General features: G+C 59.5%; 16 protein-coding genes and 1 pseudogene. 11 read left to right on the top strand and 6 right to left on the bottom strand.

Annotated elements, in window-relative coordinates; genetic code table 11:
• Positions 1 to 129: 129 nt before the first annotated feature.
• Genes tauA through tauD form a run of 4 tightly spaced genes read left to right on the top strand, consistent with a single transcriptional unit; the run spans position 130 to position 3,645 of the window.
• Positions 130 to 1,107 carry a taurine ABC transporter substrate-binding protein gene (tauA, locus tag AC1DIS_RS03415; RefSeq protein WP_477744105.1) on the top strand — a complete coding sequence of 326 codons (978 nt, stop codon included), beginning with the start codon at positions 130 to 132 and terminating at the stop codon, positions 1,105 to 1,107.
• 16 nt (positions 1,108 to 1,123) lie between these two features.
• Entirely contained in the window at positions 1,124 to 1,918 is a 795-nt protein-coding gene (gene tauB / locus AC1DIS_RS03410; protein WP_018929323.1) for a taurine ABC transporter ATP-binding subunit, read from the top strand.
• Complete coding sequence (gene tauC, locus AC1DIS_RS03405; protein WP_018929324.1) at positions 1,915 to 2,763, top strand: taurine ABC transporter permease TauC; 849 nt, start codon at positions 1,915 to 1,917, stop codon at positions 2,761 to 2,763. The genes tauB and tauC overlap by 4 nt, the downstream gene beginning before the upstream one ends.
• A 39-nt stretch (positions 2,764 to 2,802) precedes the next feature.
• The gene (tauD, locus tag AC1DIS_RS03400) at positions 2,803 to 3,645 is read left to right on the top strand and encodes a taurine dioxygenase (RefSeq protein WP_086944163.1); all 843 of its coding nucleotides are present in this window, start codon (positions 2,803 to 2,805) and stop codon (positions 3,643 to 3,645) included.
• 53 nt (positions 3,646 to 3,698) lie between these two features.
• Here the strand turns inward: tauD and mgrA are convergent, their stop codons facing one another.
• From mgrA to AC1DIS_RS03380, 4 genes and pseudogenes are all read right to left on the bottom strand, one after another.
• A complete protein-coding gene (gene mgrA, locus AC1DIS_RS03395) occupies positions 3,699 to 4,736 on the bottom strand; it encodes an L-glyceraldehyde 3-phosphate reductase (protein WP_064615821.1) in 1,038 nt (345 codons plus the stop codon).
• Between the two features lie 166 nt (positions 4,737 to 4,902).
• Entirely contained in the window at positions 4,903 to 5,367 is a 465-nt protein-coding gene (locus AC1DIS_RS03390) for a type II toxin-antitoxin system HicB family antitoxin (RefSeq protein ID WP_008005174.1), read from the bottom strand.
• Positions 5,364 to 5,546, bottom strand: a complete 183-nt coding sequence (locus tag AC1DIS_RS03385; protein WP_018929327.1) for a type II toxin-antitoxin system HicA family toxin — start codon at positions 5,544 to 5,546, stop codon at positions 5,364 to 5,366. Before AC1DIS_RS03385 ends, AC1DIS_RS03390 begins: the two co-directional genes overlap by 4 nt.
• Positions 5,547 to 5,675: 129 nt before the next feature.
• Positions 5,676 to 6,565, bottom strand: a pseudogene (locus AC1DIS_RS03380) (LysR family transcriptional regulator).
• 125 nt (positions 6,566 to 6,690) lie between these two features.
• On the opposite strand from AC1DIS_RS03380, the gene AC1DIS_RS03375 reads away from it, so the two are divergent.
• Together AC1DIS_RS03375 and AC1DIS_RS03370 are read left to right on the top strand one after the other, a co-directional pair.
• Positions 6,691 to 7,431 (top strand): SDR family oxidoreductase, encoded by a 741-nt coding sequence (locus AC1DIS_RS03375; protein ID WP_086944166.1) that lies wholly within the window; start codon positions 6,691 to 6,693, stop codon positions 7,429 to 7,431.
• A gap of 56 nt (positions 7,432 to 7,487) precedes the next feature.
• Positions 7,488 to 7,748 (top strand): hypothetical protein, encoded by a 261-nt coding sequence (locus AC1DIS_RS03370; RefSeq protein WP_018929330.1) that lies wholly within the window; start codon positions 7,488 to 7,490, stop codon positions 7,746 to 7,748.
• A gap of 14 nt (positions 7,749 to 7,762) precedes the next feature.
• Here the strand turns inward: AC1DIS_RS03370 and betT are convergent, their stop codons facing one another.
• Both betT and epsC read right to left on the bottom strand, forming a co-directional pair.
• Complete coding sequence (gene betT / locus AC1DIS_RS03365) at positions 7,763 to 9,718, bottom strand: choline transporter BetT (protein ID WP_169342480.1); 1,956 nt, start codon at positions 9,716 to 9,718, stop codon at positions 7,763 to 7,765.
• 427 nt (positions 9,719 to 10,145) lie between these two features.
• Positions 10,146 to 11,072 carry a serine O-acetyltransferase EpsC gene (gene epsC, locus AC1DIS_RS03360; protein ID WP_018929332.1) on the bottom strand — a complete coding sequence of 309 codons (927 nt, stop codon included), beginning with the start codon at positions 11,070 to 11,072 and terminating at the stop codon, positions 10,146 to 10,148.
• Between the two features lie 190 nt (positions 11,073 to 11,262).
• On the opposite strand from epsC, the gene AC1DIS_RS03355 reads away from it, so the two are divergent.
• The 5 genes from AC1DIS_RS03355 to AC1DIS_RS03335 all read left to right on the top strand — a co-directional run bounded on the left by AC1DIS_RS03355 (position 11,263) and on the right by AC1DIS_RS03335 (position 16,079).
• Positions 11,263 to 12,255, top strand: coding sequence for a D-cysteine desulfhydrase (locus tag AC1DIS_RS03355; RefSeq protein ID WP_018929333.1), 993 nt, complete (start codon positions 11,263 to 11,265; stop codon positions 12,253 to 12,255).
• Positions 12,256 to 12,594: 339 nt separating this feature from the next.
• On the top strand, positions 12,595 to 13,389 hold the full coding sequence (tcyJ, locus tag AC1DIS_RS03350; protein ID WP_019581730.1) for a cystine ABC transporter substrate-binding protein: 795 nt from the start codon (positions 12,595 to 12,597) through the stop codon (positions 13,387 to 13,389).
• Positions 13,389 to 14,054 carry a cystine ABC transporter permease gene (gene tcyL / locus AC1DIS_RS03345; protein ID WP_007939566.1) on the top strand — a complete coding sequence of 222 codons (666 nt, stop codon included), beginning with the start codon at positions 13,389 to 13,391 and terminating at the stop codon, positions 14,052 to 14,054. Before tcyJ ends, tcyL begins: the two co-directional genes overlap by 1 nt.
• A gap of 4 nt (positions 14,055 to 14,058) precedes the next feature.
• A complete protein-coding gene (gene tcyN / locus AC1DIS_RS03340; RefSeq protein ID WP_007939567.1) occupies positions 14,059 to 14,808 on the top strand; it encodes an L-cystine ABC transporter ATP-binding protein TcyN in 750 nt (249 codons plus the stop codon).
• A 506-nt stretch (positions 14,809 to 15,314) separates the two neighbouring features.
• A complete protein-coding gene (locus AC1DIS_RS03335) occupies positions 15,315 to 16,079 on the top strand; it encodes a hypothetical protein (RefSeq protein ID WP_477744103.1) in 765 nt (254 codons plus the stop codon).
• Positions 16,080 to 16,097 lie beyond the last annotated feature (18 nt).

Here is a 16,097-nt window from a genome sequence, read left to right as displayed (position 1 = left end):
TACACGACTATTCTCCCTTAGAATTTTCCGCTCATATGCTAATTCTAAAAAGTTATTTATTTTAAGTTTCTTATATCATTTAGTCTCTTTTTCACGCCGACTCCCGGTCGTCTGAAAAGGAGCTTCCCCATGAAACTGATTTCCCCCCTTCGCCTCCTGGTGGCCGCGTCGTTGGCTGCGGCGAGCTTCCTGGCTCAGGCGGCAGACGTGACCGTCGCCTACCAGACCACCGTTGACCCGGCCAAAGTCGCCCAAGCCGACGGCGCCTACGAAAAAGCCACCGAAGCCAGTATCGACTGGCGCAAATTCGATAGCGGCGCCGACATCATCGCCGCCATCGCTTCCGGTGATGTGCAGATCGGCTATCTCGGCTCCAGCCCCCTGACGGCGGCAATCACCCGCAAAGTCCCGGTGGAAACCTTCCTCATCGCCACCCAGATCGGCGCCGCCGAAGCCTTGGTCGCGCGCGACGGGTCCGGGATCAAGACCCCGCAAGACCTGATCGGCAAGAAAGTCGCCGTACCGTTCGTCTCCACCGGCCACTACAGCCTGCTTGCAGCGCTGAAACACTGGAACATCGACCCGTCGAAAGTCACCGTGCTCAACCTCGCGCCGCCAGCGATCATCGCGGCATGGAAGCGCGGTGACATCGACGCCACCTACGTGTGGGACCCGGCGCTCGGTGTGGCCAAGGAAAACGGCAAAGTGCTGATCACTTCCGGCGAACTGGCCAAGTTCGGCGCGCCGACCTTCGATGCCTGGATCGTGCGCAAGGATTTCGCCGAGAAGCATCCGGAGATCGTCACCGCATTCGCCAAAGTGACCCTCGATGCCTACGCCGACTACCGCAAGGATCCGCAAGCCTGGCTGGCCAACCAAAGCAACGTCGACAAACTGGTGAAACTCTCCGGTGCCAAGGCCAGCGATATTCCGCTGCTGCTGCAAGGCAACGTGTATCCGCTGGCGGCTGATCAGGTGATCACCCTCGGCGCGCCGACCACCAAGGCCATTACCGACACCGCGGCGTTCCTCAAGGAACAGGGCAAGGTCGAGGCTGTGCTGCCGGACTACGCGCCGTACGTCAGCGCCAAGTACATCACCAACTGATCGGGAGTTAACCGCGATGGCTTTGCTACAGCTGGAGCGCATCAGCGCACAGTACCCCGGTGCAGCGGAACCTGTGCTGGCGGATATTTCCCTGAGCCTTGGGCCCCGGCAGTTGCTGGTCGCCCTCGGCCCTTCCGGCAGTGGCAAGACTTCGCTGTTGAACCTGATTGCCGGTTTCGTCGAGCCCAGCGCCGGGCGCATCACCCTTGACGGCGTGCCGGTCAAAGGCCCGAGCGCCGAGCGCGGCGTGGTGTTTCAGGACGACGCCCTGCTGCCTTGGCAGGACGTGCTGGCCAACGTCGGCTTCGGCCTGGAACTGGCCGGCGCCGCGCGGGAAAAACGTGAACAGCGCGCCCGGGAAATGCTCGCGCTGGTAGACCTTTCCGGTTTCGAAAACCGCCGCATCTGGCAACTCTCGGGCGGGCAGAAACAACGTGTCGGCCTGGCCCGCGCCCTCGCCGCCGACCCTCGGGTGTTGCTGATGGACGAACCCTTCGGCGCCCTGGATGCCTTCACCCGCGAACAGATGCAGGAGCTGCTGCTGCAAGTCTGGCAACGCACCGCCAAACCGGTGTTCCTGATTACCCACGATATTGAAGAAGCGGTGTTCCTCGCCACCGACCTGATTCTGCTGGCGCCGAATCCCGGGCAAATCGTCGAGCGCCTGAGCCTGGATTTTGGCCAACGTTACGCCGCAGGTGAATCGGCGCGCTCGATCAAGTCCGACCCGCGTTTTATCGAAACCCGCGAACACGTGCTCGCCAAAGTGTTCTCCCAACGCAGTGCCGTCCAGCGGCAGGAGCACGCATGAGCAGCTATGGAATTCCCGCCGCAACGGTAAAACCCGGTTCAAAGGTGAAGGGCTCGGCGGTGATCGCGCTACGCCGCCGTATCAGCACCCGCTGGATCAGCGTGCTGACACTGATCGCGCTGTTGGCGATCTGGTGGGCCGTCACCGCCACCGGTTTGATCGAACCACTGTTCCTGCCGCCCCCCTCCGCCGTGCTGCAAAAAGGCTGGTTGCTGGTGACCAGCGGCTACATGGATTCGACCTTGTGGCAGCACTTGGGCGCGAGCCTCAGCCGCATCGGTTTGGGCCTGGGCTTCGCGGTGCTGACCGCGGTGCCGATCGGCATTGCCATCGGCCACAACCGCATTGCTCGCGGCATTCTCGATCCGCTGATCGAGTTTTACCGCCCGATTCCGCCCCTGGCCTATTTGCCGCTGATCGTGATCTGGTGCGGCATCGGTGAGCTGTCGAAAGTGTTGCTGATCTACCTGGCGATCTTCGCCCCGATAGCCATCGCCACCGCCACCGGCGTGCGCACCGTCGACCCGGCGAAATTGCGCGCCGCGCAGTCGTTGGGTGCGACTCGGGCGCAGTTGATTCGCCATGTGATTCTGCCCAGTGCCTTGCCGGACATTTTGACCGGTGTGCGCATTGGCTTGGGGGTGGGTTGGTCGACGCTGGTGGCTGCCGAGTTGATCGCCGCCACCAGCGGTTTGGGCTTCATGGTGCAGTCGGCGGCGCAGTTCCTGGTCACCGATGTGGTGGTGCTGGGGATTCTGGTGATCGCGCTGATCGCCTTCGCCATGGAGATGGGCCTGCGCGCCCTGCAGCGCAAACTGGTGCCGTGGCATGGCCAGGCTCACTGAATATTCATGTGTCGACACCCCGGATTGAAGAGAACCACCATGAGCCACCTGACTATCGTCCCTTTAAGCTGCGCCCTCGGCGCGCAAATCAGCGGCGTCGACATCAGTCAGCCGCTGAACGCGGAACAACGCGCCGCCATCGAGCAGGCGCTGCTCAAGTATCAGGTGCTGTTCTTCCGCAACCAGCCGATCGAGCCACAGCAACAGGCGCGATTCGCCGCCTATTTCGGCGACCTGCATATTCATCCGATCTACCCGAACGTGCCGGAACAACCGGAAGTACTGATCCTCGACACCGCCGTCACCGACGTGCGGGACAACGCGATCTGGCACACCGATGTGACGTTCCTGCCGACCCCGGCGATGGGCGCGGTGCTCAGCGCCAAGTTGCTGCCGGAGTTTGGCGGCGACACCCTGTGGGCCAGCGGCATTGCGGCGTATGAAGCGTTGTCCGCGCCGATGAAAACCTTGCTCGAGGGGCTGACCGCCACTCACGATTTCACCCGCTCGTTTCCACTGGAGCGCTATGGCAACACGCCGGAGGCGCTGGCCCAGTGGGAAGAAGCCCGGCGCAAGAACCCGCCACTGTCACACCCAGTAATTCGTACGCATCCGGTGAGCGGGCGCCGGTCGTTATTCGTCAATGAGGGCTTCACATCGAAGATCAATGAGCTGTCGGAAACCGAGAGCGAAGCAGTTCTGAAGTTCTTGTTCGCCCACACCACACGGCCGGACTTCACCATCCGCTGGCGCTGGCAAAAAGACGACATCGCGTTTTGGGATAACCGCGTGACCCAGCATTACGCGGTGGATGATTACCGCCCGGCACGGCGGGTGATGCAGCGGGCGACGGTGTTGGGGGATGTGCCGTTTTTTCGTTGAGCCGCCAGTTCCCGATCGTTCCCACGCTCTGCATGGGAACGAACAGTACTCAGTTACTCAGCCATCGAAGGCTTCTCCCACAGATTGATCCCGCCCTCCTGGGCAAATCGATCAATCTCCGCCAGTTCTTCCACGCTAAAACTCAGGTTCTTCAGCGCCCCGACGTTCTCGATGATCTGCTCCGGCCGGCTCGCGCCGATCAGCGCCGAGGTCACCCGTGGATCGCGCAGGGTCCAGGCCAACGCCAGTTGCGCCAGGCTCTGACCACGACGCTTGGCGATCTCATTGAGCGCCCGCACTTGGGCGATGTTGGCTTCGGACAGGTGAGAGGACTGCAATGAATCACCGCCCGGGCGATTGACCCGCGCATCCTTCGGAATGCCGTTGAGGTATTTGTCGGTCAACAGGCCCTGCGCCAACGGCGTGAAGGCGATCACGCCGGTGCCGAGTTCGTCGGTGACATCCAGCAGGTCCTTTTCCACCCAGCGATTGAGCAGGTTGTAGGCCGGCTGGTGGATCAGCAGCGGAACTTTCCACTCCTTGAGCAACGCAGCCATTTCCCGGGTTTTCACCCCGGAGTAAGACGAGATGCCAATGTACAAGGCCTTGCCCTGTTGCACGGCGGTGGCCAGTGCGCTGGCAGTTTCTTCCAGCGGGGTGTCCGGGTCAAAACGGTGGGAATAGAAGATGTCCACGTAATCGAGGCCCAGGCGTTGCAGGCTCTGGTCGAGGCTGGCCAGCACATATTTGCGCGACCCGCCGCCCTGGCCATAAGGGCCGGGCCACATGTCCCAACCGGCCTTGCTGGAGATGATCAGCTCATCGCGGTACTGCTTGAAGTCTTCGCGTATCAAACGACCGAAGTTGATCTCGGCGCTGCCGTACGGCGGGCCGTAGTTGTTGGCCAGGTCGAAGTGGTTGATGCCCAGATCGAACGCCGTGCGCAGCAGCGAGCGCTGGGTGTCGATCGGCGTGCTGTCGCCGAAGTTGTGCCACAGGCCCAGCGACAGTGCCGGCAGCACCAGTCCGCTGCGACCTACGCGGCGGTAAGGGATGGAATCGTAGCGGTTTTCGGCAGCGGTGTAGGTCATCGAATCCTCTCTTGTGGGTCTTGAATGGGGTATCGACTGCTTTGCAAGCTGCCCAGCATACGCCCAGACAAACGCCAGGAAACCCCGGATTCGACTAATTGCTGAAACGTTTCATAGATTATGAAAAACTGAGTTCCCCCATAGAGTCGATATCCACGCCCAACACTTACGCCGACAACTCACGTAGCGCGGCAGCCGCCAAAAAGCCAGACCTTGAGCTATATCGCTGATCTCGTCTGACCGTCTGATCGATACGCTCAAGCAACTGCTCAGGAAGCGTGGCATTGAAGCGCACCGACTTGCCGAAATAGGGTGTGATATCGAATTCGACCACACCCCACACACCGCCAGCGTAATCAGGGTTATCAAGATGAGCGTCAATTTCACGCACCTGCGGAAGTGGATCACCATCGGCGACCAGACCTTCGTAGTGCAAAGCCAACGCTTCTTTCACGTTTTCAAATGCCTGCGCCACTGTAGCGCCTGCGGAGAAGCATCCCGGCACGTCCGGGATAATCACTCCGTATTCTGAGTCGGCATCCTTGTGCAGAACGACCGGGAATTTCATTTCGATGAGTCCTTCCTGTGATGTGGCCCCTTCGAGGCTTTCGTTTCCGATGTCGGGCCTCATTTCAGACCCGCCTGTTTCAATATGCTGTTGATCGTGCCTTTTGGAAGATCCGAATCAGGGTGTTTTATCGTCACCCTGCCTGACTTACACGGGTGCTTGTACTGATGATGGCTACCTTTCACGGCCACCAGATACCAACCATCCTCCTCGATCATCCTGATCATTTCCCGACTTCGCATCACCTTCGTCCTTGTGGGCAGCATCTGCTGATGCACATTACGCGATGATCACACCTTCAATACACACGATACACACTCTGATAAATATTAGCCGAACACAAGCAGGCCAGATTGCTCGCAGACCATCGGTTACCGGGCACCCGCAAACACCTCCCCCAACCAATCCACAAACACCCGAACCCGTGGCGACATGTGTCGGTTATGCGGATACAACACCGAAACCGGCATCGATGGCGGCGGTGTGTCGGTGAGGATTTCCTGCACCAACCCTTGGCCAATCTGCGTTTCCATTCGGTAATGCGGGCACTGAATCAGCCCCAATCCGGCAATTGCCGAGGCCGCATAAATCTCCGCGCCGAACACCGACAACGCGCCATCGATGGCCACTTCTTTCAGCTCGCCATCCACCATGAACTCGAATGGAAACAGCTTGGCCGTGGTGCGCGAAACGTAGTTCACCGCGCGGTGGTTTTTCAGGTCTTCGAGGTTTTTCGGTTCGCCGTACTTACGCAAGTATGCCGGGCTGGCGCAGGTGATCTGGCGCAGGTTGGCGACACGTTTACCGATTAGCGCCGAGTCGCCCAAGGTGCCGGCGCGCAACACGCAATCAACGCCTTCGGCGATCAGGTCGACGAAGCGGTCGGCTTCGCTGATGGACAATTCGATGTCCGGGTAGCGCGCCATGAATTGCGGCAACGCCGGGATTACAAAGTGCTTGGCCAACGTGCCATGCAGATCCACCCGTAATCGGCCTTTCGGCGCAACGCCGCGAAATGCCAGTTCGGCTTCTTCCAGTTCTGCCAACAACTGCACGCAACGCAAGTAGTACGCCTCGCCATCCAGCGTAGGACGGACCTTGCGCGTGCTGCGCTCCAGTAAACGGGGCCGAGCCAGGCTTCGAACTGATTCAGCGTATGGGTCAGGGTGGCACGCGGCAGGTTCAGGTCATCGGCCGCGAGCGTGAAGCTGCTGCGCTCGTAGATCCGCACGAAAACCTTCATCGCCTTGACTTGATCCATACGGCGCTCCTGACGATCGATTGTTGGCGATTATTGAACAGTAAAGGCAACTCTCGTGCATCTATCACCCTGAGTAAACATGTGAATCTGGCTCCACAACTCAGCCACTCCAAGGAATCAACGCCATGACTACTCAAACTTCGAAAGTTGCCATCGTTACCGGCGCCTCCCGCGGCATTGGTGCCGTGATCGCCCAGCAACTGGCCGCCCAGGGTTTCGCCGTCGCCATCAACTACGCTAACAGCGCCACCGAGGCGTCGGCACTGGTGGTAAAACTGCGTCAGGCCGGTCACCGGGCCATAGCGATCAAGGCTGATGTGGCCAACGCCGACGATGTACGCCGGCTGTTCGACGAAGCCGAAACCCAACTGGGCAAGGTCGACGTGCTGGTCAATAACGCCGGCATCCTCAAAGTGCTGCCGCTGGCGCAACACAGCGACGAACTGTTCGACCAGAACTTCAACATCCACGCTCGCGGCACTTTCAACACTCTGCGTGAAGCGGCAACGCGCCTGAACAGTGGTGGCCGGATCATCAACTTCTCCAGCAGCACCGTCGGCATGAACCTGCCGGGCTATGCGGTGTACATCGCCAGCAAAGCGGCAGTGGAATCCCTGACCCAAGTGTTCGCCAAGGAAATGCGCGGTCGCAACATCACCGTCAACGCCGTGGCCCCGGGCCCGGTCGCCACCGACCTGTTCCTGCACGGCAAGAGCGAAGAACAGATCCAGACCTTCGCCAAGATGCCACCGCTGGAACGCCTGGCTCAGCCAGAAGACATCTCCCGCGTCGTGTCCTTCCTGGTCGGCCCGGATTCGGCCTGGGTCAACGGGCAAATCCTGCGCGTTAACGGCGGGTTGGTTTAACTATGCTCGATGTATTGGGCCGTAAGGCAGCACACATCTGAAGGACGGAACGCATCATGCACACCACGATCATCATCTTCTTCGGCCTGATCCTGCTGGCACTGATGCTGTTCATCGGCGAGAAAATCGGTTTCTCTCGTCAGACCCTGGCCTACAGCTTTGTCGTACTGTGGCTGGCGTTGACCTTGATCAACGGCGCAGTCGGAATGGTCAACGCTGGCCAACCGTTGAGCGCGGAACTGGTGGTGGGCAGCGCGGTGTTCGGCGTACCGGTGGCGGCACTGGTGCTGTTCATGGTGTTGAGCAGCGAGACCTGAGCGCCACCGGTCGATCAACGCACCAAATGCAAAAACTGCATGTGCCGTTCGTACTGGTCGAGGATGTCGTTGATCACCTGATCCTTGGTGTAACCCACCAGATCGTAGTCCTGACTGCCCTCGCGCAAATGCACTTCGGCACGGTGGTAGCGACGGTTGTTGAGTTGCTTGGAACCCATGCCGCCACGGGCGAAGGACGGTGTGAAGTAGCCGCGCATTTGCACCTGATAGATGAACGGATGCAGTTCGCCGTGACCGATTTCCAGGCTAACGTTGTCGTTGGCCGGGTCGGGCTGAGTGACCACGTGCAACCCCTTCTCGACAAACACGGCGGTCACTTCCTCGATCGCCGGGCGCACCGTCGTATCAAGGAAGCGATAGACCTCATCCCGAGACGGAAAATGCACCGCCTGACTCAAGCGCTGACGCCATCCACCGCGTCGCGAACCGGCCACCGGCGCGAGGGAATGCAATTGCGCGATCTGCTTCTGCGACTCCAGATAAAACGCCTTGTGCAGGCCCCACATCATCAGCAGCAAAATCATCGAGAACGGTAACGAGGTCAGCACCACCGCCGACTTCAAGGCATCAATGCTGCCGGAGAACAGCAGTGCGCTGGTCACCAGTGCCGTCATCGCGCCCCAGAACACTCGCAGCCATTTCGGCCCGTCCTCATCGGGATTGCCACCCTTGGCGGACAAGGTCGACAACACCACGGTGCCGGAGTCGGCGGAGGTGACGAAGAACACGAAGCTGATGAACACCGTGACCGCAATCACGGTTTTGCTCCAGGGGTAGGTTTCCAGCAGCAGGTACAACGTCATCGACGGGTTGTCGATGGCCGACAGGCCGAGCGCGCTCATGCCGTGGTTGAGCACCTGGTCGATGGCGCTGTTGCCGAAGATCGACATCCACGCCAGGGTGAAACCGAGCGGGATCAACAGCACGCCGAAGACGAATTCGCGGATGGTCCGGCCACGGGAAATCCGCGCAATGAACAGGCCCACGAACGGCGACCATGCAATCCACCAGGCCCAGTAGAACACCGTCCAGCCGCCCAGCCAGTCGCTGGGTTTGTCATAGGCGTAGAGGTCGAAACTCTTCATCGGCAAGGCGCCGAGGTAATCGCCAAGGTTCTGGATCAGGGTATTGAGCAAGTGCTGGGTAGGACCGGCGAACAACACGAACAGCAGCAGCGCACAGGCCAGCAGCATGTTGATGTCGGACATCACCCGCACGCCTTTATCGACGCCAGACACCGCGACGATGATCGCCGCGCCCATCATCAGCGTGATCAGGCCGACCTGAATCCACTGGGTGTGGGCGATGCCGAACAGGTAGTCCAGGCCGGAGTTGAGGTGCAATACGCCAAAGCCCATGTCGGCACCGAGGCCGAACACAGTGGCGATGATGCCGAAGCCGTCCACCGCGTAACCGATGGGCCCGTTGATGCGCTTGCCGATCAGCGGGTACAGCGCCGAACGCAGGGCCAGCGGCAGGTTATGCCGATAGGCGAAATAGGCCAGCGCCATGCCGACGAAGGCGAACACGCCCCAGCCGTGCAGGCCCCAGTGCAGAAACAGAATCTGCATCGCCTGACGCGCCGCCTCCGCCGTACCGGCCTCGCCTTGCGGTGGTTGCACCAAATGCGTAAGTGGTTCGGACACGCAAAAGAAAAACAGCGTGATGCTGATCCCGGCGGCGAACAGCATGCCGGCCCAGGACAAGTAACTGAATTCGGGCTCGTCGTGGTCGGCACCGAGCTTGATCTTGCCGTAGCCGGACAAGGCGGTGACCACCACGAAGACCAGATACAGCGTCATCGCGAGCATGTAGTACCAGCCGACCGTATTGGCCGCCCAGTTTTGCGCTTGCAACAACCAGGCACCGGCCTGTTCGGGGATCGCCATGACCACGACGGCGAACAACAAAATGAAGGTCGCCGCGAAATAAAACACCGGCGGATTCATGCGGACCTGGCCGCTTGCGGGAATGGACGATGCACTCACGAAAGGTGCACCTCGAGGGGGGAAAACGTGGCTGTAAAAATCGGACTCAGCAAAGGCAAGCCTCCTGTTGTGAGCGGGCGGCGAACCACCGGTTTAACTTGAATGAACGTTCAAGTTAAACATGAATAGGGTGCTAAGGACTAATCGCAGGGCTCGGCGGTAGCTTTTCTGCGCGAGTGCAAGGAAGGGTATGACGCGGGGTTTACGGGATTTGTTCTGTGGAAAATTAGCTGGATGCCATTATCTCGGTTTGGCTTGAAACCATTCGCGGGCAAGCCTCGCTCCTACAGATTTTGTGTCGGTCGCCAAGTCCCCGATCGACACTGATTCTGTAGGAGCGAGGCTTGCCCGCGAAGACTGCATGTCAGTCAGCAAATATCAGGGAGCCTTACTTCTGCGTCCCGTCATCATGCTGCAGATTCGCCTGGGTCAGGTTGCACCCCGCTGGCACGCTGCGGGTCAGCCAGACGTTGCCACCAATCGTCGAGCCCTTGCCGATGGTGATCCGTCCCAGAATCGTCGCGCCGGCATAGATCACCACGTCGTCCTCGACGATCGGGTGCCGCGGATGGCCCTTCTGCAACTGGCCGTCTTCGTCCGCCGGGAAGCGCTTGGCGCCCAACGTCACGGCCTGATAAATCCGCACCCGCTCGCCAATGATCGCGGTTTCGCCGATCACCACACCCGTACCGTGGTCGATGAAGAAACTGCGACCGATCTGCGCGCCAGGATGGATGTCGATACCGGTGGCCGAGTGGGCGATTTCCGCGCTGATCCGCGCCAGCAACGGCAACCCGGCGCGGTACAAATGGTGGGCCAGGCGATGGTGAATCACCGCCAGGATTCCCGGGTAGCACAGCAACACTTCATCGACACTGCGAGCCGCCGGATCGCCGTGATAGGCCGCCAGCACGTCGGTGTCCAACAGGCTGCGCAATTCCGGCAGAGCGAGGGCGAAGTCCTGAATGATCCGGATGGCCTTGGCTTCGACTTCAGAATCGACCCCGGCACTGTGGCGAGCGACGTAACGCAATTCGAGCCGCGCCTGAGCCAGCAATGCATTCAACGCCACGTCGAGTGTGTGGCCGACGTAGAAGTCCTCACTCTCCTCGCGCAAATCCACCGGCCCCAGACGCATCGGAAACAACGCACCGCATAAGGCTTCGAGAATGTCCGCCATGGCCGCTCGGGACGGCAACTCGCGACCGCCCTGCTCGGTGCTGGCGCGGCCGTTTTGTGCGCGCCATTGGTCGCGCGCCGTACGCAGTTGGCTGACGATGGTCTGCAATTGCCAATGGCTGGAACGCTCGCTCACGGTAAAAACTCCTCACGGGCGGCCGGACTGTCTGGCCGCGCTGACGGCGATTACTTTACGGCAACGACTTGCAGCCGAATTAAGAACCAATAGTGCTGGGATCAATACTTTTGGCTATAAGCGATTGGCAGTTGCCCCGCTAAATACCCGTGCCTATAGTCCTGACATCTTTCTCCGCCAGTACGGACCCATGATCAAACAACAGCTTGCCCGTTTTAACCGCCTCGACCTGCTCGGTCACCCTACCCCGCTGGAAAAACTCGAACGCCTGTCGACCTGGCTGGGCCGCGATGTGTACGTCAAACGCGATGACCTGACGCCATTGGCACTGGGCGGCAACAAGCTGCGCAAACTCGAATACCTCGCCGCCGACGCCCTGGCCCAAGGCGCCGATACGCTGATCACCGCTGGCGCGATCCAGTCCAACCACGTGCGCCAAACCGCCGCCATTGCGGCCAAGCTTGGCCTGGGCTGCGTGGCGCTGCTGGAGAACCCGCTCGGGACTGACGATAGCAACTACCTCGGCAATGGCAATCGGCTGTTGCTGGACCTGTTCGATGCCAAGGTCGAACTGGTGGAAAACCTCGACAACGCTGACGAGCAATTGCAAGCGCTGGCCGCACGTCTGCGCAGCAATGGCAAGAAACCCTATCTGGTGCCGATTGGTGGCTCCAATGCGGTGGGCGCTTTGGGTTATGTCCGTGCGGGTCTGGAACTGGCCGAGCAGATCAAGGACACCGGGCTGCAATTCGCCGCCGTAGTCCTGGCTTCCGGCAGTGCCGGCACCCATAGCGGCCTGGCGCTGGCATTGAGCGAAGTACTGCCGGATTTGCCAGTCATCGGCGTGACCGTTTCCCGTAGCGATGAAGCTCAACGACCGAAAGTCCAGGGCCTCGCCGAACGCACTGCCGAGCTGTTAGGCGTGGGCCTGCCGGCGAGTTTCAAAGTCGAACTGTGGGACGAATATTTCGGCCCGCGTTATGGCGAGCCGAATGCCGGGACGCTGGCGGCGGTGAAGCTGTTGGCGAGCCAGGAAGGGTTGTTGCTGGACCCGGTGTATACCGGCAAGGCCATGGCTGGTTTGCTCGACGGCATCGGGCGCCAGCGCTTCGATGCGGGCCCGATCATCTTCCTGCACACCGGTGGAGCGCCGGCGTTGTTTGCCTACAAAGACTTTTTATAGCCGATAGTCCTGTGGCGAGGGGGCTTGCCCCCGTTGGGTCGCGCAGCGGCCCCTTGTGTCCGGCAGTCATATCGAGTCAGCAGACATTACGACTGCTTCGCAGCCGAACGGGGGCAAGCCCCCTCGCCACAGGAACGCATTCCTCAAATATTCATTTAAAGAATAACAAACTTAATATTTATTATTTTCCAATCTAAAAATCCCATCATATAGTCGCGCCGCAGGCGAATTTGCAGCGAGACGCATAAGCTGCTTTAGGGCAGGATATCGCAGTCGTTCAAATCCCGAATTTGCCAACTTTCCTTAAGCGTCTTCCATAAGAAAACACAGGGGCTTGTCATGAATTTTTCCGCACTACGTAGAAATCTGCTGGTGGGCTCGTTGGGCCTGGCGCTGAGCGCCGGCCTGCTCGGGCAAGCGGTTGCCGGAGAGCAACTGCAAAAGATCAAGGACGCGGGCGTGATCAACGTCGGCCTGGAGGGCACTTATCCACCGTTCAGCTTCGTCGACGAGGCCGGCAAACTGAGCGGCTTCGAAGTCGAGTTCTCCGAAGCCTTGGCCAAAGAGCTGGGCGTGAAGGTCAAACTGCAGCCGACCAAATGGGAAGGCATCCTCGCGGCCCTGGAATCCAAGCGTTTGGACGCGGTGATCAACCAGGTGACCATCACCGAAGAGCGCAAGAAGAAGTACGACTTCTCCGAGCCGTACACCGTTTCCGGGATTCAGGCGCTGACCCTGACCAAAAACAAAGACACCATCAAGACCGCCGCCGATCTGGCCGGCAAGAAAGTYGGCGTAGGCCTGGGCACCAACTACGAGCAGTGGGTGAAAGAGAATGTGCCTAAGGCTGACGTCCGCACCTACGAAGATGACCCGAGCAAGTTCCAGGATCTGCGCGTCGGCCGCATCGACGCCATTCTGATCGACCGCCTGGCCGCGCTGGAATACGCCAGGAAGGCCAAGGACACTGCCGCCGCCGGCGAAGCGTTCTCCCGTCAGGAGGCCGGTATTGCCCTGCGCAAAGGCGAGCCTGAACTGCTGGCCGCGGTGAACAAAGCCATCGACAAGCTGCGTGCCGACGGTACGCTGAAAAAGCTTTCGGAAAAATACTTCAGCGCTGACGTCACTCAATAATGGGAGAAGCTTTCCAACTCGCGCTGGACTCCGCGCCCTTCCTGCTCAAGGGCGCGTATTACACGGTCATCCTGAGCCTGGGCGGAATGTTCTTCGGCCTGCTGATGGGCTTCGGCCTGGCGTTGATGCGCCTGTCGCGCTTCAAACTGGTGAGCTGGATTTCCCGCATCTACGTGTCGTTCTTTCGCGGCACGCCGTTGCTGGTGCAACTGTTCGTGATCTATTACGGCTTGCCGCAATTGGGCATCGAACTTGATCCGCTGCCGGCAGCCCTGATCGGCTTCTCGCTGAACATGGCGGCCTACGCCTGCGAAATCCTGCGTGCCGCGATCAGCTCCATCGAGCGCGGCCAATGGGAAGCTGCGGCCAGTATCGGCATGACCCGCGCGCAAACCCTGCGCCGGGCCATTCTGCCGCAAGCGATGCGCACGGCCCTGCCACCGTTGGGCAACAGCTTCATCTCGCTGGTCAAGGACACCGCGCTGGCGGCCACCATTCAGGTGCCGGAGCTGTTCCGCCAGGCGCAGCTGATCACCGCCCGTACCTTCGAAATTTTCACCATGTATCTTGCCGCCGCGCTGATCTACTGGGTTCTGGCCACGGTGCTTTCGCACCTGCAGAACAAGTTGGAAGAGCGGGTCAATCGGCACGACCAGGAGTCCTGACCCCATGATTGTCGTGGAAAAGCTGACAAAGCAGTTCAAGGGTCAGGTGGTGCTCAACGGCATCGATCTGCAGGTGAAGGAAGGCGAGGTGGTGGCAATCATCGGCCCCAGCGGCTCTGGCAAGACCACGTTCCTGCGTTGCCTGAATTTTCTGGAAGAACCCACCAGCGGCCGGATCAAGGTCGGCGACATCGAGATCGATGGCAGCCGCCCCCTGAACCAGCAGCAGAGCCTGGTACGACGCCTTCGCCAGCACGTGGGTTTTGTGTTCCAGAACTTCAATCTGTTTCCCCATCGCACAGCCTTGGAAAACGTTATCGAAGGCCCGATCGTGGTGAAAAAGATTCCACGAGCCGACGCCGTTGCCTTGGGTAAAAAGCTGTTGGCCAAGGTCGGCCTGGCGGGCAAGGAAGACGCTTACCCGCGACGCCTCTCCGGCGGTCAGCAACAGCGTGTGGCGATTGCCCGGGCGCTGGCGATGGAACCGGAAGTAATCCTGTTCGATGAACCGACCTCGGCGCTGGACCCGGAATTGGTGGGCGAAGTGTTGGCGACCATCCGCGGCCTGGCCGAGGAGAAACGCACCATGGTGATCGTCACCCACGAGATGGGTTTTGCTCGGGACGTGGCCAACCGTGTGGTGTTTTTCGACAAGGGTGTGATTGTCGAACAGGGCGAAGCCAAGGCACTCTTTGCCAACCCGAAAGAAGAACGGACGAAGCAGTTTCTCAGTAAATTCCTTAACAACGCTTAGTTGCATCCTTTCAAAAAAACGTCAACTTCCATGGATGGAAGTGACACCCCCCTTCTTCTAAAAACCTCATGCCCCTCCTCCCCCTGACCTCTTTGATTCACCCAAATCATAAACAACTTCCAGCCCTCCCGTGCGGTACATATATATGTCCTGCAACAGATTCACTTCCCTTAAAATCCATGAAATCCCTCACCACCCTCACTCAACGGGCTGCTGCTCCCAAGGCGTAAAACCCACGAAATATTGGACTAAATTCGACACCACGATGCGGTTTACTAACTACACTGCGTAGGAAATTTCTGAATAACCCAAGAACCAACCTTTAGCCAATCAGTTCTATTGACACCTATTCGAACGCACTCTTATCTAGTCTCCAACAGGCGACTACCACCACACTCGATCATTCTTAAAACACACAAACAGTGAATCGTTTTGTTGCCTGGTAATACACGCCTTTCGATCTTTCAGAAACGGACTTCGCGGTAAGGCTTCAAGGAGAGAACCCCATGACAAGCACTTCGAACAAACCCGAGCTTGCAGCCCCGACCCTGGCGCAAACTCACAAGACTGGTATCAACATCACCTCGGCCGCTCACCTGATAATCGACGTGCCTCCCTATCCCCGTATGTACGAAGGCGACCTGATCGAGCTGTTCTGGAACAACTGCTACGTGGCCTCCAGCGTATTGGGAGCGGATCATGGCAACAAAGCGGTGAGCTTGCGGGTGCCGGAAAGCTTCATTGCCAACGGTTCTGCTCGCGTCCATTACAAGGTCATGCAGATCGGGCAAGGGCCAGCGGTATCACCGGCGGCGCGCGTCCAGATCAAACTCGATTGCCCCGGCGGCCTGCCCTCGCCCCTTTGCGATGAGGAAAACCAGAGCCTGGCGCCTGTGTTCATCCCCGAGACCATTCGCCGTCAGGGGGTCAATCCGAACCAGGTCAAGCGCGGTGTGCCATTGACCATCGAACCGTACCTGAACATGGCCGCCGACGACGAAATCACCCTGCGCTGGGGCGACGTGCGCATGGACCTGCCCAAACTCAAGGCCGACGATGTGGGTCAGCCGATTCACGTCTGGGTGCCACCGGCAATCATTCTCGAAGCCGGCGAAGACCTTCGACTGGAAGTGACCTACTGCATCCTCGACCGGGTGGGTAACAACTCGCGCTGGGCACCGGCCCGCACGCTGAAGATCGGCTGTGCCAATCCTTACCTGAAAGTGCCGCCCAAAGAAGTGCTCAAAGCTGCTGAGCCTCGAAAGAAGTGAAGCGCCTGTAGTGCACGA

The organism is Pseudomonas sp. 05N433, assembly GCF_056396925.1.
Note: the sequence above shows the minus strand (reverse complement) of the source record. Positions and strands in the feature narration are given on the sequence as shown.